This window comes from Parasphingorhabdus sp., from assembly GCF_036568145.1.
GTDB lineage: Bacteria > Pseudomonadota > Alphaproteobacteria > Sphingomonadales > Sphingomonadaceae > Parasphingorhabdus.
In genome coordinates this window covers 19,309-46,279 of sequence record NZ_DATCTC010000030.1, presented here as the reverse complement: position 1 = coordinate 46,279, position 26,971 = coordinate 19,309, and the positions used below count along the sequence as shown (strand labels likewise).

The window sequence follows — 26,971 nt, the reverse complement described above, 5'->3', positions numbered from 1 at the left end:
GAGGGAATAATAAAAACCCCCCTCCCCTAAACCCGCACCCTTGGTTCCCGCCTCTTGCCCAGCATCAGCTCGCTTAGCGCATAGACCAGCGCGTCGGCGCGGTCGGGGGAGCGGCCGGGGCCTTCATAGCCGCCGCCGGTGAGCAAGCCGCACATCTCATCCTCCAGCCGTGGAAAAGTGCCGCCGTGCAGCACCCGCCCCGCCTCGTAAAGCGCCGCCACCGGCTCTGCCCGTGCGACTTTCCCGCGTGAGGCATGGACCAGCTTTACCGGCAGCGAAATATTTGCCGCGTGGAGCACGGACTTCACCATCGCCCCGCCCTGGTTAGCCTCCGCCACCACGCGGTCCGCGCCCCATAATTCCGCCGCATTAGCCACCGCCCGCGCCCATGTTTCGGGGCTGGCTTTCTCCGCGCTATGGTCGGCCAGCACCACCGCCCTGCCGTCCTGACGCAAGGCCGCAGCGATGATCCCGCACGCATCGCCCGTTTGCGAGGCAGGCGGGTCCACGCCGATGACGATGCGCGTGAATTCAAGCCCCTCCCCTTCAACCCGGCACGCTTCGATCATCGCTCTGGTCCACAGCGCGCCTTCCAGTTCTTCGATCAGCTCCCCGTCCAGTTCCTGCCGGCCCAGACGGGTTCCGCCATAATCGGCTTCCATCACCTTGATGAATGCCGTCGGCAGGTTCATCACATTGTCGCTGGTGGTGCCGCGGGTAATCACGGTGCCCTTGTCCTTTACCAAGGCGCGCACCAGCGGCACGGGCCGGGGCGTTGTGGTCGCCGCGATTTTGGGCGCCGAGCCAAGCCGCAATCCCATTTTCAGATTATCCCACGCTGCCACCGCCTGCCCGCCAAAATTAACCCATTTGGCGATTTCATCACACCAGGCATGGCTATGTTGCGGCCCGCGCAGCCCTTCCGGCTCTGCGGCGGAATAGAGATAAGCCTCTGCCCCGCTTTGCCAGCGCAGCCGTTTCAGCGACGGCTCCCACAGCGGGCGGTTCTGGCCGGGCGCGATGGACAGCAAGCCGCTTTCCCCCTCCACCATCACCATGCGGGTTTCGGCAAAGGTCGCGCCGATCAGCGCAAAACGTGCGCTGCCATCGGCTTCGGCAATGTGCCGCACCCATTCCGCGCCCGCACGGGTCTTGCCAAATCCGCGCCCCGCCATGATGAGCCAGACCGTCCAGTCGCCCACAGGGGCCAGTTGCTGCGGCCGCGCCCATTTATGCCAGTCATTTTCATATTCCAGCCGGGTTTTCTCACCCATCTGGTTCAGGAAATAGATGCGGTCATCGTCATCCAGCCGGTTAATGTCTGCCGCGGTTATGATGTCACGTTCCATCGGCCACACTGTTCCTTTCGCCCGATCCATCATTCACCCCCGCACTGGCACACATCCCGGCAATGCCACTGGCATTGGCCGTGGCAATGGCACTGGCACTGGCCCCGCCATCGGCCAAAAGCCGCTTTTTTCGGCGCTTTTCCGTCTGATAGGCGCGCAGCCGGACATTGATCTGTTTCAGCTTTTCATCCAGCGTGTCTTGCACCGGCTCCGCCGCTACCTCCGCCTGCGCCGCCCGCACCAGCGCCACTGCATCCCTGTGCATACGCAGCAATTGCAGCGCCATTTTATGGTCATAGTCGCGCACGGTGGCGACTTTCTTGCCATGATAATAGATGGTGCGCATCACCCCTTTGCGCGCACGGTCCAGCATTTCCATTTCCAGCAAATCATAACCGGCGGCCAATGCCTTTAACCATGCGGCTGCAAAATCGGGATCGCTCTCCCTCCACAAATAGAGCGTAGAATTGGGTATTCTGGCCAGCTTCGCGGCCCGCTTCACACTGGATGAAAGCGCCAGTTCCTGCAGAAAAACCGCCCGCTTGGCCGCATAATGGTCCCCGCGCGGGTCCAGTATGTCTTTGGGATCTTCAGTTGTTTCAGCCATATCTATCCTCTCGCCCGGATCGCTCCGGACACAAAAAAGGCCCGGCGCGCCAAAACAGGTCGTCCCCACGGGACCAACCCTGCTCCAGAGCCGCCCGGCCCGAATCACAATTTCTCGATGTTCCTGATATGTACCCAAACAGCGTGACAATGTCAAGCAGTTTGTGCCTATTTGGTTATTTTATAATTGGTGTGCCAAAGATAGCCACCCAAACCGTCATCCTGCATTTTAGTGACTATCCGTTGCATAAGTAGTTGACGAAAGCGGCCAGAATCTAGGCTGGATTGACTCTTAAGCCAGCTTGTCGAATACGTAACCTCCTACAACGGGGAGGATTTATGATAGATCATTTCGAGAATAGTGCGTCGATTAGTCTCTATTTTGAATTGCCTCACAATCAAGCAGTCGCATTGGATGTCATTGCTCGTTCCACAATTGCATGGGATAGTTTGATTAAAGAATTAGCATCTGTGGCAGCGCCATCGGATGAAATACATATAGATTTTCTAAGCGGTACAATTGGCAGTCGCTCAATCAACAGTATTATTAGAACAACCGCGAAGGTTGCGATTGACAATCCTTGGACAGCGGGCTCTTTGAGCGCACTGGCTGGTGTATTTCTTTTAGCTCCACCAGCACACATTGCGAGTGATTTAACTAACCATCTAGCAAAGGAATGGTTTGGGCACGAAGATTCTGTGCTTGTTGATGGCGATATAGATAGAGTTGCCACGAGAGTTGTCGAATTGCAGCGTGACCGTGATGCGATGCGACTAAAACAACAAATATTTCAAGAAGCTAACAAGGATGAACGAATCCGGGGTTTAGGAGCGCTACCTAAAATCGCAAAGCCCCCCACAAGTCTAATAATCCCTCGCGCTGATTTTGAGGAACATGGCGCCGCCGTTGATAATGAACAAGCCGTAGAAACTCGAACTCTTACGCGGAACAATCAACGAGTGACTATCGTCCGCCCCTACTCGAAAGGAGAGGAGCGGAGGTGGAAATTTGAAGACAAAAGAGGCGAGTTTAGCGCTACGATGCGAGATCCGATATTCCTAGAGGCTTTACGGGCAAGGCATACTGAACTTGAAATCGGCGAGGGCGTGGAAATGTGGCTTGATCTTCGCGTCAAAGAAGAGTTGGTCGATGGTGAGTGGGAGGAAAAGGAGATTGATGTAGTCAAAGTAGTTAGGCCAAATGTGGACTTACAATCTTCATTCAAGCTCGCGCCAGACGAGCCAAATAAACCTGATGGCTAAGATGGCCATGCCTAAAATTCCTACCACAAGCATTAGGCGTGGACTTACTGCGCCTATAATCGATAAGACAATAAGCGTGAAGATGGCCGATAATACCATCAATGCGAAGTTAGATTTGCTGTCTTTAGCCACTGTGAATTTTGATGGCATAAATGACGACCTTATGCTATAAATTACGACTTAATGTATAACACAATCAGCCAATAAATCATAACAGAAAGTTACCTTAAGCAACTGATTTATAAAGGAGAGTCACTTCTCTATTACCGGGAAAATAAGTCTTGTAGAGGCTCGAAAGAATAATAAATTCAAAGAGTTCATTAAAGAACACGAAGCCACCATTGATCGCTTCATAGGCGCAAGTGGCATCCCGAAAGCCAACGCTAATTTAACGGCTAAATTCGTCCGCGACGGCCAGGAAAATGAAAGTGCCAACCAATCCCCTACCGCAACTCCCCCAAAACATCGCGGTAAATATCCGCCTTTCATCCAGTTGCAGCCGCTCTGCGCGGGTCAGTTTTATCGGCGTTGTCACCGGCTTTCCGCTTGTCTCGTCGAACAGCGGCGATTTCCTTAGTTCCGGCTTCATCTGCGCGTTGATGGCGCGGCAGCGCTTGGCTGGGCCTTGATACCAGAACCGGACTATTCTGCATCTGCAATCGAGACCGGTTTGCCAAGAATCGCCTCGACATAGATCCGCCGGACGAGAATGAAGCTCACGATCGTCAGCGGAGCCGCGAGCAGCACGCCCAGAAAACCGAACAGCAAGCCAAACGCGAGGACGGCAAACAGCAGCAATGCGGGCGGAATATCCACCGCATGCTTCTGGATCATGGGTTGCAGGAAATTGCCCTGCAATTGCTGGATGGCCAGAAACAGCAGCAGCGTCCAAAGCGCCGTCAGCGGCGACACCGTGAACGCCAACAGCACCGCCGGAACTCCGGCAATGATCGGCCCAACCATCGGGATGATATCAAGCAATCCGGCAATCACGCCAAGTCCGCCTGCCGCCGGAACACCCAGCAGCCACAGCCCGATCCACGTCAGCGCAGCGACCAGCAGCGACGAGATCGCCTGCCCCATCATCCACCCGCGCAGACCCCTGCTTGTGTCCTCCAGAGCCTGCGCGGCGACCACTTCAGCACTGCCCGGGATAAGCAGCATTAACCCCCGGCGATACACATCGGGATTGGCGGCCATGAAAATCGCGCCGACCAGCACCAGAACAAAATCGGCGATCCCGTTGCCAGCGGCCAGCGCAAAGCCGCCCGCTTGTGTGAAAAGACGTGAGAGATCATCGCTACCAAGCTGGGCAAGCTCGCTGACCGATGAACTCATGCCGTAGCGTTCAAGAAAGCCTTGCAGCCGTTCAATCGCGGCCGGGATTGTCTGCCTGATGGTGTCGAACTCGCCAGCCAACTGCGCCCCAAACAGCGTGAAAGCACCGACAAAAACAGCCAGAAATGCAATGATCGCCAGCGACAATCCATAAGGTCGGGCGATGCCGGTCCAGCGACAAATCCGGCCGGTGATCGCATCGAACACAGCACCTAGAACGATCGCTGCAAAGACCAGCAGGAAGAACCGGTTCAGCTCAACCAGCAGCCAGGCGCATCCCACAATCGCAAGAACAATCAGGGTAGAACGGGCGACCGCCGCAGGACCGCTTGCCGACACATGGTCCGTCCGGCTTGTCGCAGGCAGCGCAGCGGGGGTTTCATCGGGGAAACTGTTCATATCCCGTCTTATCGCGGTTAATGCAGATGGGGCAAGAGATTGTTAGGAATCCACCCATCATCGGTTAAAAGCAGAGCTGATGCGCAACGCTGAAAGCGACATGGCCGCTCCGGAGGCGCAAGTGGCCGACGCTAATTAAGCACAGGAATTTGTCCACGCGGCTTTGGCAAGTGAATGCGACCTCCCCGCCCCTACCGCAACTCCCCCAAAACATCGCGGTAAATATCCGCCTTTTCATCCAGTTCCAGCCGCTCTGCGCGGGTCAGCTTTATCGGCGTGGTTACCGGCTTTCCGCTCATCTCATCGAACAGCGACGATTTCCTTAGCTCCGGCTTCATCTGCGCGTTGATGGCGCGGATTGTCATGTCCCATAGCATCGCCGTAATGCCCGCTATTCCGGCCTTTTTGACCTTGCTCATATCGCCGGCGCCGGAGCGGGTGGCGACGTGCAGGGCGTCTTTGCCGAGCAGCGCGTTAGTCTTGCCATGGTCAAAGCCGGAGAGGATCAGCGACAAAAAGCCATAGCGGTTGCTGCCCAGCGTATTGGCAACCGGAGTCTTGCAAACCGCGCAATACCAGCGCAGCATCGGCTTGTCCGTCAGGTTGACACAGGCGATCCGGTCGCGCCCCCTGGTAATTTCAAAGCGCGACAGGTCGGTCTGGTAAACCGCGGTCCCGGCATGATCGTCGAGCATCTCTTTCTCTCGGCCCAGATAATGGGCAAAGACCTGGCAATCGTGGCAATGGCAGACCACCCGGCGTCCCTGCTTTGTGGAGGCCCGGTGCAACACGCCGCGAACCGCGCCGCATTCGCACTGAAAATCAAGGTTTTGGGCGGGTGTCGGCGTGGCAATCATATGGGGGTCCTTAAACATAATGCCTATATTGCTGCCCCACCTTTACAATCTGTTATCGGCCGTGAAATGGTTGGTGTCGACCGCTGTTTTGCCAGCGAGTAGAGCGGCCATTCTGAACATTTGCTGTCGATATACCTATCGGCGGCAGGAAACATCTTAATTGTGGCCTTAATTGTGGATGGCGTGTTGCCCCCCTCGAAAGGAAATCCGCCCAAAATCCGTTAGTCCTGAGCCTGTCGAAGGACGCCTTAAGGCTTGACGGTGTGTCTGGTTTAGCAACCTGCTTCGACAGGCTCGGCACTAACGGTGCTCATGCCAAATCCTTCAGGCCAGATCCCGCAATCCTGCGCTTTCGATCACTTCCCGCGTGAAATAATCCGCCGCCATTTGCGACAATTCGCGGCCCAGATGCCAGTCGAGTATCTGCATGCCCGGAATGATCGGCGGATTGACCAAAATGTCCTGTTCGCCCAGCATTTCCCTGGACGCCATGCGGCTGGCCACCACCATGGAGCGCGACATGATTTCTATGATCGAGGGGAACTCCGCCTCCCGCTTGCGGCGCAGCAATATGTCTTTCATCAGCGTCCAGCGCCCCCTGATATCGTCATATTGCACCGGCGTGCGCCAGATCTCGTCCGGGTCGCCCAGCGAGACGACGATATTCGGGCCGGCCTTCAATGTGTGCATGATCTTGACCGGCACATTGTCGAGCACGCCGCCATCGACCAATATATTTCCCTCACGGTCGATAAAGGGGGGCAAAATTGTTGGAAGCGAGCCCGACGCGCGGACACATTCCCACAGCGGGCCGCGCCGGTGGATGTGCAGGCCGTTGGTCGATAAATTGGTAGAAACTCCAAAGAAAACAACGGGTTGGTCGGCTATGTCCTTGGTCCCGTAGCGCTGGCGCAGCTCCGCATCGAACACTGTAGGATCGAGCAGCGAGTAGAGCGGCACGGTCAGCCGCCGCATCGCCTTGGCCTTGACGAACATCGCCTCCATCTGGTCCAGAGTCTCGGCAACGCTCAACCCCTGCGCAATCGCCGCACCCATCGCCGCCCCCGCGCTGGTCCCGCCGATGAAGTCGATGGGGATGCGCGCGTCCTGCAACGCCTGAACCACCCCCAGATGCGCACAGCCAAGCGCTCCGCCGCCCGCCAGAACCAGCCCGATGGCCCGTCCGGTGAGGAAGCGCGCGACCTTGGCAAAGTCGGCATCGCTGTCGAGCGCAACATGGTGGTGCAGCTTGGGACTGCGCGGGTCTATCCACGCGCCGCTATTGGCGATAGGCTGACTGGCCGTGTCGCGCACCAGAAGCAAGGTCCGTTGCGGCGCGGGAATCCACCCCATGGCTATGCGCTCGATCGGGCTAGGCTGCGGGTCACCGTGTCCGGGCATGCCCACCATGACCAGCGCATCGGCGTTGCGGCACACGCGCTGCCCCCATTCGTCCGGCCCGCTGCCGTCGATCAGGACATAAGCGCCCTTTGCCTCCTGCTGCGCCAGCCACGCTTGATAGGCCGCGCTGTCCGGTGCGATGTTGCTTGCCCGGTCCACTGCGATGACCGGCGTTTCGGCCCTAACGGTCGCTTCAAACGCTGCGGTCAGTCGCTGTAGCAACCCCTCTGGCAACTCGCTCGTCCCGGCGGGCAATATAGCGATGACGCGCGGCGTGCTGCTCGACACTGATGCCGTGCGCGCTGTTGCAACCGCCAGCCGTTCGGAAACCAGCTTCAGCATCGCCTCTGTAAGCTCCGGATGGTCCTTTGCGATGGCATCATAGGCGCTTCGCGGCACTTCCAGAACCACCGAATCGCGCGTCGCGATCACATCGGCCGTGCGTTTTCCCCCTGCAAAGAACGCCAGCTCGCCCACCGCTTCCCCCGCTTCGATATACGCGACGAGATGGGCCTTGTTGACGACTACGCGCAGCCGCCCCGATTCCACGAAATAGAGTGCATCGGCATCATCCCCTTGCTCGACCAATAGCTCACCGCCGCGCACAGGTTTGCGAATGGATGCCGCCGCCAATGCTTCAAGAGCCGTATCCGAAACCCCGTCGAACAGAGCATGTCGGGCCAAATCAGAATGATGAGCTATCACGCCCTCCACTTTTCAAGGGGAAATATAGTCACGATAACCGCCGGCCCCATGATCCCATCCCCCTGTCCATATGCCCCGTTCATATTCATTATCCGCACTTACACCCTGATAAGCAATGGCTTTCTGAGCAATTCTATTGGCTCTGGTCACTCTCCCAAACCCATAGTCGCTATAATCAAATGCACAGACCACCCGCATCATGCGCCAAAAGCATTTGCCAAAACCGGCTCGGCTGCTAAATCCTGTCACGATTGTAATTAAATTACAGCCTATACAGGGAAGAAATTTCCGCGCCAAAACGCGCGTATCGGGGAGAAGTTCAGTGAGTACAGCACCAGTTTCCTGGTTTGAGGCCGCAATAGTGCCTGTGTCAAACATATCGGATTTCATCTGGGCCGGAACCTGGAACGGGGGAACGGTAATCTCCATTGCCGGTCAGCCTATCCCACCAATGATCATCGTCTTGTTGGGGGCCGGCATCTATATCATGATCGGCCTTCGCGGTTATCCACTATTGCGCCTGTTCCCGGCTTTAGCCGCGCTCTTCAAAAAATCGGATGAAAAGGGGGAGGGCGAGCTTTCTCCCTTTGCAGCGCTCTCCACCGCTCTTTCCGGTCAGGTCGGCACCGGCAATCTGGCGGGCGTCGCCACCGCGCTTACGCTGGGGGGGCCCGGTGCGATATTCTGGATGTGGGTGACTGCCTTATTTGGCATGGCTCTGGCATTTGCAGAGGGTTCACTTGCCGTGCGCTTTCGTGAACAGACCGCCGACGGAACCTATCGAGGCGGACCGATGAGCTATATTACCATTGGCCTTGGCCCAAAGTGGAAATGGTTAGCGATTCTTTTCTGTCTGGGCACTCTGTTCTCAGCACTAGTGACCGGCAACGGGATTCAGGCAAACAGCCTTGGCGATAGCGCTAATGAATTGTTCGGTGTTCCGGACTGGATTGGCGGCTCAGTCGCGGCGGTTGTAGTCTTTGCCGTGATTATCGGCGGCATTAAATCCATCGGCAAGGTCGCAGAAACCATCGTGCCATGGATGGCAGGCATCTATCTGGTAATGGCCTTCACCGCATTGATAATTCACCTGCCTTATCTGCCCGAAACATTCACCCTCATATTTGAAGGTGCATTTGGTTATGATGCTGCCAGCGGCGGCTTTCTGGGCGGGATGATTATAATTGCGATGCGCGCCGGTGTCGCACGCGGCCTATTCTCCAATGAAGCGGGGCAAGGTTCAACGCCGATTGCTCACGCTGTAGCACAAACCAATGATCCGGCATCTCAAGGCCGTTTTGCAATGATGGGGACTTTTATCGACACCATTCTGATTTGCACAATGACCGCACTTGTCATGCTGACCGTGGCGGGGGACTTCACTGTTACCGATGCCAATGGCGTCAAACAGGCAGTCGAGCATGCATGGCAATCCGACCTTGGTGGTTTCGCTATGACATCGGGTGCGTATGCAGCCGCATTTCCGTTCACTGTTTTTAATATTCCAATCGGTACATTGATTGCTTCGGTTGCGCTCATTCTGTTCGTATTTACGACCATGCTGACGTGGAGCTATTATGGCGAGCGCGCGATCACCTATCTTTACGACCTGTTGCCCGGATCAACACTTGACGGAGAAAAGAAGCTGCATTTCGCTTGGCGTGTTCTGTGGTGCGTGGTGATTTTCTTTGGTTCGTTCGCGCCGCTTGAATTAGTCTGGCGGCTTGGAGATATTTCAAACGCTGCAATGACCTTGCCGAATATCATTGCTCTGCTCGCCCTTTCCGGTGTGGTCTTTGCGCTTGCAAAAGGGCACCGGAATGCCGGTACGGATCATGGCAGGGAGACGCCCAGGGAACTGATGGAAGAAATTTCTGGAACATCTGGAGACTAGATTGGCAATTCGGATCGGGGGGTGTATCCCCTCTTTTCGGAGTACCAAAAACTCTCGCTCTCAGCATTTTCACCGCTCCCCCGCACATGAGGTAAACCACACATGCTCAAACGTCTTTATGGCTGGATGCTGGACAAGGCCGGGCATCCCCATGCCAGCAAATGGCTGGCCGGGTTCAGTTTTACTGAATCCAGCTTTTTTCCGATCCCCCCCGACGTGCTTCTGGCGCCCATGTGTCTTGCCAAGCCGGAAAAATCCTTGTGGTATGCCTTTATCTGCACCGTTGCATCCGTGATGGGCGCGATGCTTGGCTATGCGATAGGATATTTTTTGTTCGAGACTATCGGCATCGCCATTCTTGAATTTTATGGAGCGACCGAAAGCTTTGAACAATTCGCCCTGAAGTTCAACGAACAGGGCTGGATCGTTGTCCTGTTAGCCGGCTTTACCCCGTTGCCATTCAAAGTCGTTACGATTGCTGCGGGCAGCACCATGATGCCGCTTTATATCCTGATCTTTGCGTCGATCATTTCCCGCGCCGGGCGTTTTTTTCTCGTCGCCATACTTCTCAAGCATTTTGGTCCGCCGATGAAGGCGTGGATCGACAAGAATTTTGCGTTGGCCACCACGGTCGTCGGCATATTGTTTGTCGGCGGTTTTATCGCGGTGCGTTTGCTTGCCTAGCTTTGAAACTTATACGGAAACCACTGGATTTCTTTGTATAGCGGACCGGATCAAAATATCTCTAGCGATATTAAGGACAGTTGCTAAAGACGACTGATGAGCACTAGACAAGTTTCAAAAGACAATGATCCTGTGATCGAGGATCTCAGCGACCTGATCGCGCCGATGCAACGTGGTGAGAAGCCGAAGGATCAATGGCGTATCGGGACGGAGCACGAGAAGTTCGTCTATTGCACCAAAGATCACCACGCACCGAGCTATGATGAGCCGGGCGGGATACGGGATTTGTTGCTTGCGCTTCGGGAATTTGGCTGGACGCCGATCGAAGAAACCGGAGCGGACGGAGTCAAGCGCGTCATTGCCATGTCCGGCGCGGACGGCACGGTCAGCCTGGAGCCGGCCGGGCAGCTTGAGCTGTCGGGGGCACCGCTTGAGAACCTGCACGAGACTTGCAACGAGACCGGACGGCATCTGGAGCAGGTCAAGGCGATAGGGAAAAAAACCGGCACGGGCTTCCTCGGCATGGGAATGTGGCCGGACAAGACCCGCGCGGATTTGCCGCTCATGCCAAAGGGGCGCTATAAAATCATGGTCGAGCATATGCCGAAGGTCGGCAATCTCGGCCTCGATATGATGCTGAGAACCTGCACTATACAGGTCAATCTCGATTATTCGAGCGAAGCGGACATGGTGCAGAAATTCCGTGTCGGCCTGGCGCTGCAACCCCTTGCCACGGCGCTGTTTGCCAATTCGCCGTTTACCGAGAACAAGCCCAATGGCTTTGAAAGCTATCGCAGCCATATCTGGTCCGACACCGATCCGCAGCGCACCGGCATGTTGCCCTTTGTGTTCGAGGATGGCTTTGGTTACGAGCGTTATGCCGAATATATGCTCGACGTGCCGATGTATTTCGTGTCCCGACCCGATGCGCCAGAAGGTGAATATATCAATGCCGCAGGGCTTAGTTTCCGGGACTTTCTGAAAGGCGAGCTGTCCGCTCTGCCGGGTGAAAAGCCGACGGCATCCGACTGGAATGACCATCTTTCCACCGCTTTTCCGGAAGTGAGGCTGAAAAGTTTTCTGGAAATGCGCGGCGCCGATGGCGGCCCGTGGAACCGGATTTGTGCCCTGCCCGCTTTCTGGGTCGGCCTGCTCTATGACCAGACGGCGCTGGACGCCGCATGGGACCGGGTCAAGCACTGGACGATGGAAGAGCGGGAAGAATTGCGCAATGCTGTCCCGAAACAGGGCCTGAGCGCGCCGCTGCCACGCGGCGGTACAATGCTGGATCTGGCGAGCGAGATTCTCGACATTGCCTCGGCTGGCCTCACCGCAAGGGGCCGCCTGAACAGCAGCGGCGATAATGAAAGCGGCTTTCTTGATCCGCTCCGCGAAGTTGTAGCCACGGGCAAATCCCCGGCGGCGCAATTGCTGGATCGCTATCACGGCGAATGGAATGGCGACCTGTCGCGTATCTATGACGAAATGAGCTTTTAGCTACGAATTCCTCCAAATAAAATACGCAAAGCTAGCGAGAATAGGGCATCAGTCGCGAAAATTGCTTTTTTTAAATAACCTTAAAAAGAATATTATTGCTTTGTAGGAGAATAATCCTCAGATATGTTATGTTAACATTCTTATGTTAATATGATTCATATGTATAATCCGAGTGAAAGGAAGGCGAATTATGAACACTGTTGCATCAGTCCAGTTCTGTGTCGGACAAACGTCCGATGGTCGATTCGTTGCCGCAACGAATACGGCTCCGTATTTTTGTTTTCGTGCAGATTCCGAGGAAGAGGCTGTCCAAAAGGCTGAGCGTGCTTTGGAATTTTATTTTTGCTGGGAGGACAGCCATGAAATCCAGCGAAATAAAATCATCCATAAACCTGCAACTCTCAACACTTGGACAAAATATAGCCCACGACAGGTTATTAGACCGACGCAGGCGATTTGCGCATAACAATTTCTGGGGGGGGTATTGAGTGGGATTTTATGTCTCTCTTGACGAAGTAGAAGAATCTACGCTTGAGTTAGCTGGCTACATCAAAGTTGCAGAAGATGATTTGCATATAGTATATCGTCATTTCGGCGAGGATATTATCGTGCTGAAGGATGACCCATTTATCATTGTAGATGATGTTAATGACGCAGCTATCTTTGGTTTCAATGTGATTCCAATGCCTCCTGAAGATTGTTAATCTAATAGTCTAATTTAAATATACTGCATTCTCCCATTTAGATCTCAACCGTCTACTAATGGCCCCCCCTTAAAACTCGAACATCGCCTGCCCGGCTTCGTCCACTGGCTTGCCCTCGTCTTTCTCTTCCACCCCTTCGAGATTGGCGAGCGTCAGGCCAAGCAGCCTTACGCCGTTTTCCACCGGCATGATACTGGTCAGCAATTCGCGGCCTATGGCGGCGAACTCCGCTTTATCCTCGACATTGCGGTCCAGTGAGCGCGAGCGGGTGATCTGGCGAAAGTCGGCATATTTGGCCTTTAGCGTGACCGTCCGCCCGTGCGCTCCGGCTTTTTCGATGCTGTTCCAGACAATATCGATAATCTTTTCCAGCGCGTCTTCCAGATCCCCTTCACTGACAAGATCGCTCGCATAAGTGCGTTCCCCGCCAACCGATTTGCGGATGCGGTCGGGCTTTACCTCGCGGTGATCCACGCCGCGCGATGCACGGTAAAGATAACCGGCGGACTTGCCGAAATGCTGGCGCAGAAACGCTTCCGACTGCGCGCGCAAATCCGCGCCGCTATGGATGCCGAGCGCCGCCATGCGTTCGGCGGTCTTCGGCCCGACGCCAAAAAAGCGCCTGACCGGCAAGCGGGCGACAAAATCCGCGCCCTGATGCGGCTTGATAACGCATATTCCGTCCGGCTTGTTCTGGTCCGATGCAATTTTGGCGATGAACTTGTTATAGCTCACCCCCGCGCTGGCCGTCAGGCCGGTCTGTTTCTTTATCTCTGCGCGGATCATCTCTGCAATGCGGGTGGCGTTACCAATCCCCATCTTGTCGTGCGTCACGTCAATATAGGCCTCGTCCAGCGAGAGCGGTTCGACAAGATCGCTATGGGTAAAGAATATGGCGCGGATTTGCCGTGATATTTCACGGTAGACATCAAAGCGATGCTTGACGAAAATCAGGTCCGGACAACGCCGTTTGGCGGTCACCGATGCCATGGCGGAGCGCACACCATATTTACGCGCTTCATAGCTTGCCGCCGCGACCACCCCGCGTGCGGATGCACTGCCGACCGCCACCGGCTTGCCGCGCAGTTCCGGATGGTCGCGCTGCTCAACGCTCGCAAAAAAGGCATCCATGTCGATATGGATGATTTTGCGAAGACCGTTGCGGAGGCCGGGCTGCTGCGTCATCTTTCCTCTTGGGCGGCCCTGCGATACCGGGCCATCAGGGGGGCCGGGACTGCCATCCGGACCATCGGCGGGAAGCTGGCCCGTGCGCCGCAGCTTACATAGTTATCCCCCATTTCCGGCAATTCGTCTTCGGCAGACAATCGGCCGCTCTGGAAAACCTCTATCCGCCCGTCATGATAGCGCAGCACCGGATAGGTGCGGGCTTTCCCCGACAAGCCATACCAGCCGGAGGCCGGATCAAAGCGCAGGCCCCTGACCCGCAGGCTGCACAAATGGGCATTGGCACCCACCGCCTCGCCAGCCGCTTCGATGCTGCCATCCGCGCTGCGCTTCATCCACAGGCTGGACCGGGACGCTCCCGCCAGCACCGGGATCAGGTCGGCATAGCTTTGCGAAGCTGTTACCTCTTCACCCAGCGGCAGGACCGGTTCCAGAAACAGGGCTTCTTCGCCGGACAATAGCCATTCCGGTTCCCCCAGCAGGCCGATTAACTGCCCCACGCGCTGGTCATAGGACTGACGCAGGCAATCATCGATATCCGGCGTTGCGGCGCAGCTATTGCGCCTTGCCAGCCACGCTTTCTGCGCCGCCGCCACAGTCCTGTCGCGTTTGCGCACTGCCTTGTAGAGCGTCGCCAGTTGCCGGTCATATTTCCGGATCAGGCTGTTATCTTCGGCGCAAATCGCCTTTTCAACCGCCGTTTGCGCGGCGCTACAATCAAAAGAAGGCGCGTCCTCTCGCTCTTGCTCCAGCGCCGATGCCATCAAGACCGCCCATGTTTCGGGCAGCACCATGATCTTTTCATTGCCGCCGGACAGAAAGACCGCGCCCATGCTCATCGCGTCCTTGAAACCGGTCAACTGGCGCGGGCTGATGATCGTCTGGTTCAAAATGGCGCCGGTCATATCCGCATCGTAAAAGCCGAAACTGCTCCAGTCGGAAAAGGCAAGATTCGCACCGCGCAAGCTGTTCCCGCTGCGCCCCAGGGGGCAGCCATCAAAGACGGTGATTCCGCAATCGAAACGAAAGCCGGTCAAATCGGCATCATCCAGCTTCAATCCCTCGACATCACCGTCCCATCCGCCGTCCAGCTTGCCGCTTGTCCAGTCTACACCCGTGGCATCGACGCTGGCAAAATTGCTGCTGCGGATCAAAATATCCGTCATGACCGCGCCGGCCATGATCGCTCCACCGGCATCCGCATTGATAAAGCCCAGCCCCGTTGCGGTTACGCCGGTCCAGTTCGACTGGCTGAGATCGCTTCCCTCAAAACAGATGTTGGAAAGCGTCACACCCGTAAAATCCCAGGCGGAAAAATCGCCGCCTTCGATCAATGTGGTTTTGCCGTCCGCGCTGCGGGCATAGTCCGCAAGCTGCTGCGGAGAGGCAATTTTCGTGCCGTCATAGCTTTGCAGGGGCGTGGCCCTGCGATAATCCTCTTTGCTGTCATGGATGCTCTTTACCGCATATTGGCAACCCGGCACCGGCGGCGTTGGTAATTGTGCTGAAACAGGGCCTGCGGTAAATAGCAACGCCATCGTGCCCGCCATTGCAAGCAGCAGATGAATATATTTTGATGGTTTTGATCCGGCCACGATATCGCAATACCTAATTTAATTTGACAGCATTTAACCTATAGCCATGAAGAATTTTAGTTGCCATAGCGCAGCCATGCAAAACGCCAGGCCCACATTCCCGATCGGACGATTTGAACTTATCGTCCTGATGGCTAGCCTGATGTCGCTCAACGCGATGGCGATTGATATCATGCTTCCGGCGCTTGGCCTGATTTCGGATGATTTCGCGCTACAGAACCCAAATGACCGGCAATGGATCATCACATCCTATATTTACGGCATGGGCATAGGGTCGATCATCTATGGTTCGCTTGCGGATCGTTATGGCCGAAAGCCGGTTTTGCTCGTTACCATCGCGATTTATATAGGCTTTGGTATATTCTGCGCATTTAGTCAGGATTACAATCTGTTGCTGCTCGCCCGGTTCATACAGGGGCTTGCCGCGGCGGCCATGGGCGTACTGGCGAACAGTATCATCCGCGACCGATACGAGGGCGATGCAATGGCCCGCACCATGTCCACCATAATGATGGTGTTCATGATCGTGCCGGTGCTTGCACCTATGGCCGGGCAGCTCATATTATATTTTGCGGACTGGCATGCGATTTTCGTCGTGCTTTCCGTCTTTGGCATGGTCATTTTCATGTGGGTGCTGATGCGGTTGCCGGAAACGCTCGACCCGGATCACAAGATAAAGATCAACATGGTTTCCGTCATCAGCACGTGGAGTTATGTGATACGTCATCGCAATTCCGTTGGCCATGTGTTTGCCAGCGGCCTTATGATGGCCCCGATGTTTGCGTTCATTGCCTCGGCGCAACAGATTTTCGTTAATGTTTTCGACGCGGGGGATATCTTCGTGTTCATTTTTGCGGCCAATGCATCGGCGATGGCCGTGGGCAATTTTGTCAATTCGCGCATCGTCACGCGCTTTGGCGCGCGCCGGGTATCGCAATCGGCGCTGTTCTTCTTTATCTTCGTTTCACTCGCCCACCTTGGCATTACCCTGGCGGGATGGCTGACGCTGCCGCTATTCGTCATCCTGCTGGCCGCGTCCATGGGGATGGTCGGCTTTACCGGCGCGAATTTCAGCTCGATCGCGATGCAGCCCTTTGCCAAAGGTGCGGGCGTGGCCTCCTCGTTCCAGAACTTCACGCGGACATTGCTCTCGGCTGCTATTGGCGGGGCTATCGGCTTGCAGTTTGACGGAACGACCCTGCCGCTGATCCTCGGCTTTTCCATCTGCGGCATTACCACTTTGCTGTTCATATTATGGGCGGAAAAAGGCGTCCTGTTCCGCCGTGTCCAGACCGCACCGAAAAGAGGCGTGCGCTAGGCCCTAGCTATCTTCCCCCATCGCCGCGATCCACTCCTCGAGCAAGGCCGCGCCTTCCTCATGGACCAGAGAGCGGCCGACTTCCGGCATGGCGATGCCCGCTTCCAGACTTTTTAGCCGGTATAGCATGATGCTTTGCTCCGGATGGCCGGGCGCAATCGCAAAATCCAGACCGCCGCTCCCGCGACCGGCGGCAACCGGACGTTTGCCGATGCCAAGATGCACCGGAGACGTTTCCTCATAGGTCAGGAACAACCCCGAATTGCTCGCCGAACCCTGCCGGTTGTGGCAATGGGCGCAGTTTATGTCGAGATAGGCACGGGCGCGCTGTTCCAGCGGCTTGGCCTTGTCGGCATAGTCCGGGATAGCTGCGTGATCGCTGGCCGGGTTTTTCAGCATATTATTGCCGCGCAGCATGGCAAGCGTATCCGGTGACAGGTTCCTCAGCTTTGGCCCGATCGGCATGACCGCACCGGACAGCGAGTGACATTCCTTGCACTGGTTCTTGTTCGGCACGGCATAGCTGATGCTCTGGACCTGGCCCGACGGGTCGGTAAAGCGCACCGGAATCCGCGTTCCTGCCACTTTTAGCGTCGCCTCCGTCTGCGCGTCATTCCAGACATAGGGCAAGGCGATCCAGCCATCGGCGCGGTGCAGCATGACGCGGGTTTCGAGCAGCCGGTCCTTGCCGTCAATCTTGTAGCCAAAGCTCTTGATGAGCGCGGAACCGACCGGAAATTGCACCACGCCGTCATCATCGGCCACCGCCTGCTGCCCTTCCGGTATATAGATATAGCGGTATTTTTCGGCATAGTCGCTGAACAGCGGGCTGTTGAGCGTATAGAGCTTCACGTCCCGGTTCGGCTGCCAGCCGGCAGCATCGGTGAAAAAGCCGAACTCCGCCAGCTTTTGGGGCATGGCATCCGCCATGATTACCGCATCCTTGACCCGCTCGCGCGGATGGTCGGGCGCGGCGCTGGCCGCAAAACCGGCGGCGCACAGGGCGATAGCGGCAATCAGCAAGCGCATTATTTCAGGCGTTCCTCCATCGCAGCGGGAAGCACGATCGGCTGCAATGGCGCGGCCTCTCCCGCAGCGGATTCATAGAGCGAAGGCTGGGCCTCGCTAACCGGCTGGCCCGCTTTGGTAAGGCCCAGACCAAGCACCGGTACGGCATCTTTGACGATCATACCGCTGCCCAATCCGTCATAGATGATCGCAGGGAGCACGCCGCCAAAGGCCGCGGCAAGCTGCACACCGCCTTCAAAATCCGGCGCAAAGCCGGAGCGGCCATGGATATTGTCTGCAACATAGACATCGCGCGGGGTCGGGTCATATTTGGGATCGTCAAACTTCTCGGTATAGGCGACCACCATCACGTTGGCCGTGCCGTTGTTGATCATCGCGTTTTCGGTCACATGCACGTTGCGATTGGCCATCACCATCACACCGGTCCCGGCCGGAACGCTGGCGACAATATTGCCTTCCGGAGCGAAATTGCCGGTATTATTGTTGATAATCGCGTTACGCGCCACCAGCACATTATGGCCGCCCATTTGCGGAAGGTTCGGCAGGTCAAAGACAAGGATTCCGCCGGTATTTCCGGTGACCAGATTTTCCGTCACCTCGGCATCGTAGCTATTTTCAATCTCTATCCCTGCGACATTTTCAATCGCGGTATTGCGGCGGACGATGATATTTTTCGACTGGCCGACATAGATCCCGGCATCCGACGCGCCGCGCACGATGCTGTCCTGCACCAATATGTCGCTCGCCTCTACGGGATAGATGCCATAGGCGCCGTTGCTGGCCTTTGGCCCGCCGGTCCATTCGACGCGTATTGCGTGATAGACAATCCGGTCAGCGCCCTTGGATTTGATCCCGTCGCCCTTGCTGTCCTCAATAGCGAAATCGCGCAGCACCACGTCATCGGACGTCACCAGCAGCCCTTCGCCCGCGCCAAGCTGTCCGGCGAAGCTCAGCACGCTCTTGTCCATGCCTGCCCCGCGCACTGTCACCTCGTTCACATCCAGCGAGAGCCCGTCGGTGAGGTCGAATGTCCCTTCCCCCAATGCGACCACATCGCCCGGTTCGGCCAGTATCAACGCTTCCTGCAAGCGTTCCTGCGCGTTTTCGCCAGATTCTACGGTGATGGTTTTCGCCAGCGCCGGAATAGTGCCAAGCATAGTAAAGCCCAAGGCGGTCGCGGCCAATGCAGTGCGGATCATATCTCTCTCCCTTTTTCTTGGGATAATGACGCAATTTTCCAGCTTTGCCAAGAGCATTGACAGACATGTCAGTAATAGGGGGAGGTAAAGAAGCGGCTTTACCAGTCCGGCATTGGATTTCGGGCGCTACAGTTCCGGCTTTTCCGGTTCAACGCCCGACAACATCCACTCTACCGCAGCATCACAATGGATTTCGGCGCTGTCATATATCGGCAGGACATTCGCCTTTGTATCGACAATCATCGCCAGTTCCGTACAGCCCAGCACGATTGCCTCGATGTCCTGCTTGGCAATATTGGTGATGAAGGTTTTCAACGACCGTTCCGAATCGCGTGACGTGCGGCTGAACATCAATTCTTCATAGATGATCCGGTCAATCTCTTCCGCCCGGCCCAGGTCCGGCGGGACAAGCGCAACATCCTTGGCGACCAGCCGTTTGCGGTAAAACCCTTCCGTCATCACATTTCGCGTGCCGATCAGCGCCGCTCTTTTGATGCCGTCGGCTTTCATCCTGTCGCCAACACAGTCCGCAATATGCAGGACCGGCACATCCACTTGCGATGCAACCTGATCATAAATTTTATGCATCGAGTTAGCGCAGATCAGGATCGCGGTGGAGCCTGCCTGCTCCAGCCTTTTGGCCGAACGGATCATCACCTCCGCCGCGGCATCCCAATCATCATGAAGTTGCAACCGCGCCACATCGTTAAAGTTGACGCTTTCGATCAACAGGTGGGCGCTGTTAAATCCGCCCAGCCGGCGCTGGACCTCGCTATTGATCCGGCGGTAATAGGTTTCTGTCGAAACCCACGACATGCCACCGATAAGACCAATTGTTCGCATTATTATCGCTTTCTGCCTATAGTCTGCATCGCCCAAAGAGCGCGGTGTAACATTTCAGGAAATTGTCGGCTGGCCCGCCGTAACTAAAGCGGGCCAGCGCAACATCAAAGCGCTTTAACAATGTCCTCGCACATTTTCTTCGCATCGGCGAGCAGCATCATCGTCTGGTCCATGTAGAAGACTTCATTGTCCACACCGGCATAGCCGACGCCGCCCATCGAGCGTTTGACAAAGAAGATCGTCTTGGCCTTGTCGACATCAAAAACCGGCATCCCGTAAATGGGAGAACCTTTGTCGGTTTTCGCCGCCGGGTTCACAACGTCATTGGCACCAATGATGAAAGCAACATCGGCCTGTGCAAATTCGCTGTTGATATCCTCAAGCTCGAACACCTCGTCATAAGGCACATTCGCTTCGGCAAGCAGGACGTTCATATGTCCCGGCATACGGCCAGCGACCGGATGGATGGCATATTTGACGTTCACGCCTTCTTCCTTGAGCATATCACCCATTTCACGCAGCGCGTGCTGTGCCTGTGCCACGGCCATGCCGTAACCCGGAACGATGATGATATTTTCCGCCTGCTTCATCATATAGGCTGCGTCTTCGGCGCTGCCGCGTTTCCACGGACGGTCGATTTTTTCGCCGCCGTCTGACGATCCGCTGCTGTCGGCGCCAAAGCCGCCAGCGATCACGCTAATGAAGCTGCGGTTCATGGCCCGGCACATGATGTAGGACAGGATAGCACCGGACGAACCGACCAGTGCGCCGGTAATGATCATCGCCGTGTTGCCCAGCGTGAAGCCCATTGCCGCCGCGGCCCAGCCGGAATAGCTGTTCAGCATCGACACGACCACCGGCATATCCGCGCCGCCAATTGGAATGATAAGCAGGAAACCGATGACGAAAGAAAGCGCCACGATGGTCCAGAAGACTGCCGCACTTTCCGCCGTTGGCATGACGGAGAAATAAGCGGTCAGACCGATAATCGCGACCAGCACGCCCAGGTTAAGGACATGACGGCCCGGCAGCATGATAGGCGCACCGGACATATTGCCGTTCAGTTTCAGGAACGCGATGACCGAGCCAGAGAAAGTGATGGCACCAATGGCAACGCCAAGGCCAAGCTCGACCCGGCTGGCCAGCAATATCTCTCCGGCTGCGTCGACAATGTCAAACGCGCCAGGATTCAGATAGGCCGCCATACCGACGAGCACCGCCGCCATACCGACAAGACTGTGGAAAGCCGCGACAAGTTGCGGCATGTCCGTCATCGGAATGCGCCGTGCGATGACAAAACCGATAATCCCGCCAATCGCGATCGCAATCGCGATTTCTGGCAGGCCGGCAACGTCGTGCGTGACCAAAGTGGTTGCGACGGCGATCAGCATACCGACCATGCCATAACGGTTGCCCGCCCGGCTGGATTCAGGTGAAGACAGTCCGCGAAGGGCCAGAATGAACAATACACCCGACACCAGATATGCCGCAGGTATCCATGGATTAATCGTTTCGCCGGTGCCTGATACAGCTAAAGCCGGGCTGGCGAATAAAAGCGCCGCTGCGCCTCCCAGTAATGCGCGCATTATTTGCGCTCCTTTTTCTTATACATTGCGAGCATCCGCTCCGTCACGGCAAAGCCGCCGAATATGTTGACGCTGGCGAGAACCACGCCGACCAGACCCAGCCATTTGGCGGTTTGTCCGCCATCGGCCTGCGCTCCGGAAGCCGCCGCGATAAGCGCACCGACGATAATCACCGAGCTGATCGCATTGGTCACCGCCATCAACGGCGTATGCAAGGCCGGTGTTACCGACCAGACCACATAATAGCCCACGAAACAGGCCATCACGAAAATTGAGAGAATTGATATAAAGTCCATTGGAAATGCCCCTAGTTTGCCAGAAGGCGTTCGTTCACAACCTTGCCGTCTTTGGTTAGCCTTATGCCGATTGTCACTTCATCATCATCGGGCAACACAGGCCGTTTGGCCTCTTCATCCCAATAGGCGCTAAGGAAATTATAAAGGTTGCGGGAAAATAGTGCCGAGCTGTCCGCCGCCATCGTGGACGGCATATTCTTGGCCCCGTATATTTTTACGCCATGCTTGACCACGACTTCTCCTGCAACAGCGCCTTCGACATTGCCGCCTTGTTCAGCCGCCAGGTCGACAATCACGCTGCCGGTCCGCATGGTTGCGATCTGGTCATCGGAAATCAGGCGCGGTGCCGCACGTCCGGGGATCAGGGCCGTGGTAATCACGATGTCCTGCTTGGCGATATGTTTTGATACCAGTTCGGCCTGCGCCTTTTGATATTCCTCGCTCATTTCCGTGGCATAGCCGCCGGTTCCTTCGCCTTCGATGCCTGCGACATCTTCGACGAAAATCGGTTTCGCGCCCAGTGACTGGATCTGTTCCTTGGTCGCTGCGCGAACGTCGGTTGCCGATACCTGGGCGCCCAGACGCCGGGCTGTTGCAATCGCCTGCAAACCGGCAACGCCTACACCCATGACAAAGCATTTGGCCGCAGAAACCGTGCCCGCCGCCGTCATCATCATCGGGAAAGCGCGGCCATAATGGGCCGCCGCTTCAAGAACGGCCTTGTAACCGGACAGGTTGGACTGCGAAGACAGGATATCCATGGATTGTGCGCGTGTTATGCGCGGCATGAATTCCATAGCCAGCGCATCAATGCCCAGCGCCGCATATTGGTCAACCCGTGTGCGCTCTCCAAAGGGGTTCAGGCTGGCGACGAGCCATGCACCTTTTTTGATACCCTTGATCGATTCGGGGTCCGGCCCCTGCACGCCCAGCACGATATCCGCATCTTTCAATATGGCTGCGCGGGTGCCTATGCTGGCTCCTTCGGCTTCATAATCGGCGTCATTAATCGAAGCGGACAGACCCGCTCCCTTTTCGACCGCCAATGTTGCTCCCAGGGCTTTGAACTTCTTTACCGTTTCCGGCGAAGCACTAACCCGCTGCTCACCTTCGGCGAGTTCTTTTAATACCGCAATTTTCAAGGATTATTCCAATCAGCTAATGAGGATGATAACCAGAACTGTCACCAAAGCCGTGATGACGGCACCGATTTTCAGCCAGGAAATAAAACCGCCATAGGTTTCTTCCGCTGATTTAATTTCATTTTCAGACGCCATAATTCCTCCACATATTCAAACAATGATTGCGGCTGCTCTAAACATATATATCGCGAGGCTCAAGTGGAGTATCCTAATTAGAGTGATAGAAAAGATTATTTAACTGGTAGAAAATACTGACCACTCTTAATCCGGTCTTTACCCCTCGTTGCTAGAGAAACTGTTCATTCTCGCACCTATAGGGTAAAAATGGCTCAAAACAGCACAAAATTGCTGATGTTAATTGATGATGAGCCGGCACAGTGCCGGTTGATATCCGCTCTTGCATCACGGGCCGGTTATCGCACGATTTTCGCGCGCGATGCCGAAACAGCAATCGCGACACTGGGTACGCAGGATGGCATGATGCTGGACGCCATCATCCTCGACCACTGGGCACCGGGCTCTGAATCGACGGAGCTGATCGCCGAGCTGAAATCCCGCCGCCCTGCCCTGCCGATATTGATGTTGAGCGCCGGTGGCTCCGTCACCGAAGCGGTAGAGGCGATCAGGGCCGGTGCGACCGACTATCTGATAAAGCCGGTGTCCCCGGAACAGATGCTGCAGGCGCTGACCACTGCTGTGGAAAATGCGAAGCAGACCGGGGAATTGCAGCCGCTGAGCGAGAAAATCTCTACGCCGCTTGCCTTTGAGGAAATTATTGGCGCGGCTCCGGCCTTTCGCGCCGCGCTGGCTATCGCTGCCAAAGCCGCCCGCGCCCGTGTCCCCGTCTTGATCGAGGGCGAGGCCGGTGTTGGCAAGGAAGTCATCGCCGATGCCATTCACGCGGCAAGCCCGCGCGCGAAACAGCCCTATTTGAAGGTCAATTGCGGGGCTATTGTCGGTAACCTTCTCGATTCCATATTATTCGGCCACGAAAGAGGCGCCTTTACCGGAGCCTTTGACCGCAAGATCGGCCTGCTCCAACAGGCTGAGGGCGGCACGATTTTCCTTGATGAGGTGGACCGTATTCCACCCGAAACTCAGGTTCGGCTGCTTCGTTTCCTGAAATCTTCCGAGATCCAGCCGCTGGGCAGTCCGAACAGTTTCCGGCTGGACGTGCGTGTCATCGCCGCGACCAATCGCTCGCTGGAAGAGGAAGTCAGGAAAGAACGTTTCCGCGAAGACCTTTATTACCGTATTAATGTGGTGCAGCTCACCATCCCGCCCTTGCGGGATCGCACCGGCGATATTCCGGGGCTAGCCCGGCATTTCCTGACCCGGCTGGCGCTGCAACCGGGACTTCGCAGCCTTGGCATTACCGATGAAGCACTGCATTTGCTGCGCAGCTATCATTGGCCGGGCAATGTCCGCCAGTTGCAAAGCGTTTTATTCCGCGCCGCCGTGATGTGCGACCGCGATGCGCTGACCTGTGACGAGTTTCCGCAAATTGCGTCCTATATCGCCGATTCCGGCGGGACACGGCCGCAAACGTCCAGAAGCGCGGAAGGCATCGGCATTACATTATATTCCGAAGACGGCAATTTGCGCCCGCTCGACGAAATCGAAGCCGATGTGATTCGCCTTGCCATTGGCCATTACCGCGGACGCATGACAGAAGTTGCGCGCAGGCTTGGTATTGGCCGCTCGACGCTTTACCGCAAGCTGGCGGACCTGGGAATCGACAGCGCGGCCTGACCGGCCATCCCTATCTTACGTCCATCTTATAGTAACCGGAAGCATCTGATTCTCGGTTGATGTTTAAGGCCTCACTCTCTAAGTCTAGGGAATATGACAAATATGCGAACATCACTCATCATCAGCGCCGCGATTTCCGCGGCCCTATTTCTGTCCTCTTGCGGCAAACAGGAATCTGTTGAAGAGGTACCGTCGAGTGAAGAGCTGGCCCAAAAAGCGGATGCCGCCAGCAAGGCCATTCGCGACGAGGAGGCTGGGGCAGATGCCTCCGCTATAGATACGTCCCAGATGGCGAGCTATACCAACGCCTTGCGCGGTTTTACCCTGTTGGTGCCAAAAGACTGGACCGCAGATGAAGCATCGAGCGACGATAATGGCAGTATGTTCACCGATCCCGAAGCCGGGATAGTTTTGAGCACCGGATGGACAGAAAATCGCGAAGATGCCGATTTGCTCGCCGCGGTTAAAAAGCTGGAAGAAGCCGGTGACGTGACCGGCAATTATGTCAATGAAGACGAATATCGCGCTTCTGGCACAATCGGGGATGGTAAGAAAACCGCCGAGCGCATCTTGCGCAAACCCGATGGCACGATGGTCCGCGCCGCGATCACCTATCCGGAAGCAGAAGCCGAAACACTCGACCCGCTGGTCGCGCAGATATTGGACAGCCTGACACTCAGATAAGCTGAGACCACAGGTCAACGGTCTGCGGCCTGAATATAGCGTGTGATTTTGATACGTGGTTCGACAGGCTCGCCACTAACGGTCTTTTACCTGACTATTTGGGCTATGCAGACCCCGGCCTTAGCGGCCTAGTTTCGCGGAAAGGAAACTCGGAACCGGTCCGTTCCAGCCGCCATCTTCTTCGGTCTGCTCTGGTTCCGGCGCTGGCTTTTCCTGTTTCATCGGTTTCTCTACCGATTTCGAGGGCCGCTTTTTCTTGCTCTCGAACTGGTCATCGGAGCGTGGCTTGCCGGATTTTTCGCGCTTGGGCTTTTCGCCTTTTGGCTTATCCGATGCTTTGTGGCTGTCGGGCGCTTTTTCTGTCTTGATCGATTTCATGTCCCTAACGGGGAGCTTCATGCCGGTCAGTTTTTCAATGCTTTCGACATGCTCGTCATCGCGCTTGGAGACAAAGGTGATCGCAACGCCGGTTGCCCCGGCCCGTCCGGTCCGGCCAATCCGGTGGATATAGTCATCCGGATGCCAGGGAATATCGTAATTCACGACATGGCTGACGCCCTTGATATCCAGCCCGCGTGCCGCAACGTCAGAGGCGCACAGGATGTTGATTTCACCGGACTTGAACCGATCCAGCTCCGCAAGCCGGGAGCTTTGGTCCATGTCGCCGTGAATCTGCCCCGCGTCAAAACCGTCTTTACGCAATTGCTGGCAAAGATCGCGCACTTCTGTCTTGCGGTTGCAAAAGATGATCGCGGTTTCGACGCCTTCATTGTCCAAAATGCCGTAAAGCAGCTTGCGCTTCGCCTGAGGCGCGACATGGATGATCGACTGTTCAATAGAAGTGTTGGCCGTCGCGGGCCGTGACACTTCGATGGATTTCGGATTTTTAAGAAACCGGTCGGACAGTTTCTTGATCGGCGCCGGCATCGTGGCCGAAAACAACATGGTTTGCCGTGTCTCGGGCAGTTTTGAACAGATTTGCTCGATATCGGGAATGAACCCCATGTCGAGCATCCGGTCCGCTTCATCAATAACCAGCAATTCGCAGCCGGACATCAAAATCCGCCCGCGCTCCATCAAATCCATCAGCCGCCCCGGTGTGGCAATCAGAACATCGACGCCCTTTTCCAGAGCCTTGATCTGGTCGCCCATGGAAACGCCGCCGATAAGCAGCGCCATGCTGAGATTATGGTTCTTGCCATATTTTTCGAAATTCTCGGAAACCTGAGCGGCCAATTCGCGGGTCGGCTCCAGAATAAGCGAACGCGGCATCAGCGCGCGTGAACGGCCCTGTGCCAGAATGTCGATCATCGGCAGAACGAAGCTGGCCGTCTTGCCCGTGCCGGTTTGCGCGATACCGATAATGTCCTTCATCATCAGGACAGAGGGAATGGCCTGCGCCTGAATAGGCGTCGGTTCATCATAGCCCGCATCAGCGACGGCGTTCAACAGTTCATCAGAGAGGCCGAGGTCGGCAAATTTCATAGTGTTTCCGGAAAATAACGGTGCATGGGGGCACATTCAACCAGCCTGTTAAAGCCGATTGCTGGGTGGATGGTGCGAAAAGCCACTTTTGTCAAGCATTCTAGCATTTTCTACTATTTGAAAAGACCTTTGGAATCCCTTATCCTATTATAAAAGCACC

At 56.0% G+C, this 26,971-nt stretch carries 25 protein-coding genes; 10 read left to right on the top strand and 15 right to left on the bottom strand.

Annotated features, from left to right (window positions below; all coding sequences use genetic code 11):
- Window positions 1–26: 26 nt before the first annotated feature.
- A complete protein-coding gene (locus VIN76_RS10915) occupies window positions 27–1,349 on the bottom strand; it encodes a DNA-packaging protein (RefSeq protein ID WP_332041879.1) in 1,323 nt (440 codons plus the stop codon).
- Window positions 1,339–1,956 carry a hypothetical protein gene (locus VIN76_RS10910; RefSeq protein ID WP_332041878.1) on the bottom strand — a complete coding sequence of 206 codons (618 nt, stop codon included), beginning with the start codon at window positions 1,954–1,956 and terminating at the stop codon, window positions 1,339–1,341. Before VIN76_RS10910 ends, VIN76_RS10915 begins: the two co-directional genes overlap by 11 nt.
- A 338-nt stretch (window positions 1,957–2,294) precedes the next feature.
- On the opposite strand from VIN76_RS10910, the gene VIN76_RS10905 reads away from it, so the two are divergent.
- Both VIN76_RS10905 and VIN76_RS10900 read left to right on the top strand, forming a co-directional pair.
- Entirely contained in the window at window positions 2,295–3,218 is a 924-nt protein-coding gene (locus tag VIN76_RS10905; protein WP_332041877.1) for a hypothetical protein, read from the top strand.
- A gap of 428 nt (window positions 3,219–3,646) precedes the next feature.
- The gene (locus tag VIN76_RS10900) at window positions 3,647–3,847 is read left to right on the top strand and encodes a hypothetical protein (protein WP_332041876.1); all 201 of its coding nucleotides are present in this window, start codon (window positions 3,647–3,649) and stop codon (window positions 3,845–3,847) included.
- 13 nt (window positions 3,848–3,860) lie between these two features.
- On the opposite strand, the gene VIN76_RS10895 is transcribed toward VIN76_RS10900, so the two are convergent.
- The 3 genes from VIN76_RS10895 to VIN76_RS10885 all read right to left on the bottom strand — a co-directional run bounded on the left by VIN76_RS10895 (window position 3,861) and on the right by VIN76_RS10885 (window position 7,918).
- On the bottom strand, window positions 3,861–4,955 hold the full coding sequence (locus VIN76_RS10895; RefSeq protein ID WP_332041875.1) for an AI-2E family transporter: 1,095 nt from the start codon (window positions 4,953–4,955) through the stop codon (window positions 3,861–3,863).
- Window positions 4,956–5,146: 191 nt separating this feature from the next.
- Entirely contained in the window at window positions 5,147–5,812 is a 666-nt protein-coding gene (locus VIN76_RS10890) for a DUF6151 family protein (protein ID WP_332041874.1), read from the bottom strand.
- Between the two features lie 324 nt (window positions 5,813–6,136).
- Window positions 6,137–7,918, bottom strand: a complete 1,782-nt coding sequence (locus tag VIN76_RS10885) for a cyclic nucleotide-binding and patatin-like phospholipase domain-containing protein (protein WP_332041873.1) — start codon at window positions 7,916–7,918, stop codon at window positions 6,137–6,139.
- 322 nt (window positions 7,919–8,240) lie between these two features.
- Between VIN76_RS10885 and VIN76_RS10880 the strand changes: the two genes are divergently transcribed.
- The 5 genes from VIN76_RS10880 (at window position 8,241) to VIN76_RS10860 (ending at window position 12,697) form a co-directional block, all read left to right on the top strand.
- On the top strand, window positions 8,241–9,812 hold the full coding sequence (locus tag VIN76_RS10880) for an alanine/glycine:cation symporter family protein (RefSeq protein ID WP_332041872.1): 1,572 nt from the start codon (window positions 8,241–8,243) through the stop codon (window positions 9,810–9,812).
- 102 nt (window positions 9,813–9,914) lie between these two features.
- A complete protein-coding gene (locus VIN76_RS10875; protein WP_332041871.1) occupies window positions 9,915–10,496 on the top strand; it encodes a YqaA family protein in 582 nt (193 codons plus the stop codon).
- A gap of 96 nt (window positions 10,497–10,592) precedes the next feature.
- Window positions 10,593–11,993 (top strand): glutamate--cysteine ligase, encoded by a 1,401-nt coding sequence (locus VIN76_RS10870; protein WP_332041870.1) that lies wholly within the window; start codon window positions 10,593–10,595, stop codon window positions 11,991–11,993.
- Window positions 11,994–12,183: 190 nt separating this feature from the next.
- On the top strand, window positions 12,184–12,459 hold the full coding sequence (locus VIN76_RS10865; protein ID WP_332041869.1) for a hypothetical protein: 276 nt from the start codon (window positions 12,184–12,186) through the stop codon (window positions 12,457–12,459).
- A gap of 22 nt (window positions 12,460–12,481) precedes the next feature.
- Window positions 12,482–12,697 carry a hypothetical protein gene (locus VIN76_RS10860; protein ID WP_332041868.1) on the top strand — a complete coding sequence of 72 codons (216 nt, stop codon included), beginning with the start codon at window positions 12,482–12,484 and terminating at the stop codon, window positions 12,695–12,697.
- Window positions 12,698–12,766: 69 nt separating this feature from the next.
- On the opposite strand, the gene dinB is transcribed toward VIN76_RS10860, so the two are convergent.
- Both dinB and VIN76_RS10850 read right to left on the bottom strand, forming a co-directional pair.
- Window positions 12,767–13,882, bottom strand: coding sequence for a DNA polymerase IV (dinB, locus tag VIN76_RS10855; RefSeq protein WP_332041867.1), 1,116 nt, complete (start codon window positions 13,880–13,882; stop codon window positions 12,767–12,769).
- A complete protein-coding gene (locus VIN76_RS10850) occupies window positions 13,879–15,477 on the bottom strand; it encodes a hypothetical protein (protein WP_332041866.1) in 1,599 nt (532 codons plus the stop codon). Before VIN76_RS10850 ends, dinB begins: the two co-directional genes overlap by 4 nt.
- Before the next feature lie 76 nt (window positions 15,478–15,553).
- Here VIN76_RS10850 and VIN76_RS10845 point away from each other — a divergent pair, with 76 nt between their 5' ends.
- On the top strand, window positions 15,554–16,795 hold the full coding sequence (locus VIN76_RS10845; RefSeq protein ID WP_332041865.1) for a multidrug effflux MFS transporter: 1,242 nt from the start codon (window positions 15,554–15,556) through the stop codon (window positions 16,793–16,795).
- A 3-nt stretch (window positions 16,796–16,798) separates the two neighbouring features.
- On the opposite strand, the gene VIN76_RS10840 is transcribed toward VIN76_RS10845, so the two are convergent.
- From VIN76_RS10840 to VIN76_RS10810, 7 genes are all read right to left on the bottom strand, one after another.
- Entirely contained in the window at window positions 16,799–17,824 is a 1,026-nt protein-coding gene (locus tag VIN76_RS10840) for an SO2930 family diheme c-type cytochrome (protein ID WP_332041864.1), read from the bottom strand.
- A complete protein-coding gene (locus tag VIN76_RS10835) occupies window positions 17,824–19,023 on the bottom strand; it encodes a parallel beta-helix domain-containing protein (RefSeq protein ID WP_332041863.1) in 1,200 nt (399 codons plus the stop codon). The genes VIN76_RS10840 and VIN76_RS10835 overlap by 1 nt, the downstream gene beginning before the upstream one ends.
- Before the next feature lie 126 nt (window positions 19,024–19,149).
- Window positions 19,150–19,866 carry an aspartate/glutamate racemase family protein gene (locus VIN76_RS10830; protein ID WP_332041862.1) on the bottom strand — a complete coding sequence of 239 codons (717 nt, stop codon included), beginning with the start codon at window positions 19,864–19,866 and terminating at the stop codon, window positions 19,150–19,152.
- A 104-nt stretch (window positions 19,867–19,970) separates the two neighbouring features.
- Window positions 19,971–21,455 carry an NAD(P)(+) transhydrogenase (Re/Si-specific) subunit beta gene (locus VIN76_RS10825; RefSeq protein WP_332041994.1) on the bottom strand — a complete coding sequence of 495 codons (1,485 nt, stop codon included), beginning with the start codon at window positions 21,453–21,455 and terminating at the stop codon, window positions 19,971–19,973.
- Window positions 21,452–21,748, bottom strand: coding sequence for an NAD(P) transhydrogenase subunit alpha (locus VIN76_RS10820; protein WP_332041861.1), 297 nt, complete (start codon window positions 21,746–21,748; stop codon window positions 21,452–21,454). The genes VIN76_RS10825 and VIN76_RS10820 overlap by 4 nt, the downstream gene beginning before the upstream one ends.
- Before the next feature lie 11 nt (window positions 21,749–21,759).
- Window positions 21,760–22,890: a Re/Si-specific NAD(P)(+) transhydrogenase subunit alpha gene (locus VIN76_RS10815; RefSeq protein ID WP_332041860.1), complete on the bottom strand. Its 1,131-nt coding sequence runs from the start codon at window positions 22,888–22,890 to the stop codon at window positions 21,760–21,762.
- Window positions 22,891–22,902: 12 nt separating this feature from the next.
- Window positions 22,903–23,025 (bottom strand): aa3-type cytochrome c oxidase subunit IV, encoded by a 123-nt coding sequence (locus VIN76_RS10810; protein ID WP_332041859.1) that lies wholly within the window; start codon window positions 23,023–23,025, stop codon window positions 22,903–22,905.
- A 189-nt stretch (window positions 23,026–23,214) separates the two neighbouring features.
- Between VIN76_RS10810 and VIN76_RS10805 the strand changes: the two genes are divergently transcribed.
- Together VIN76_RS10805 and VIN76_RS10800 are read left to right on the top strand one after the other, a co-directional pair.
- On the top strand, window positions 23,215–24,642 hold the full coding sequence (locus VIN76_RS10805) for a sigma-54 dependent transcriptional regulator (protein ID WP_332041858.1): 1,428 nt from the start codon (window positions 23,215–23,217) through the stop codon (window positions 24,640–24,642).
- A gap of 102 nt (window positions 24,643–24,744) precedes the next feature.
- Complete coding sequence (locus VIN76_RS10800) at window positions 24,745–25,326, top strand: hypothetical protein (protein WP_332041857.1); 582 nt, start codon at window positions 24,745–24,747, stop codon at window positions 25,324–25,326.
- A gap of 120 nt (window positions 25,327–25,446) precedes the next feature.
- Here VIN76_RS10800 and VIN76_RS10795 read toward each other — a convergent pair whose 3' ends face one another.
- Window positions 25,447–26,811 (bottom strand): DEAD/DEAH box helicase, encoded by a 1,365-nt coding sequence (locus tag VIN76_RS10795; RefSeq protein WP_332041856.1) that lies wholly within the window; start codon window positions 26,809–26,811, stop codon window positions 25,447–25,449.
- Window positions 26,812–26,971 lie beyond the last annotated feature (160 nt).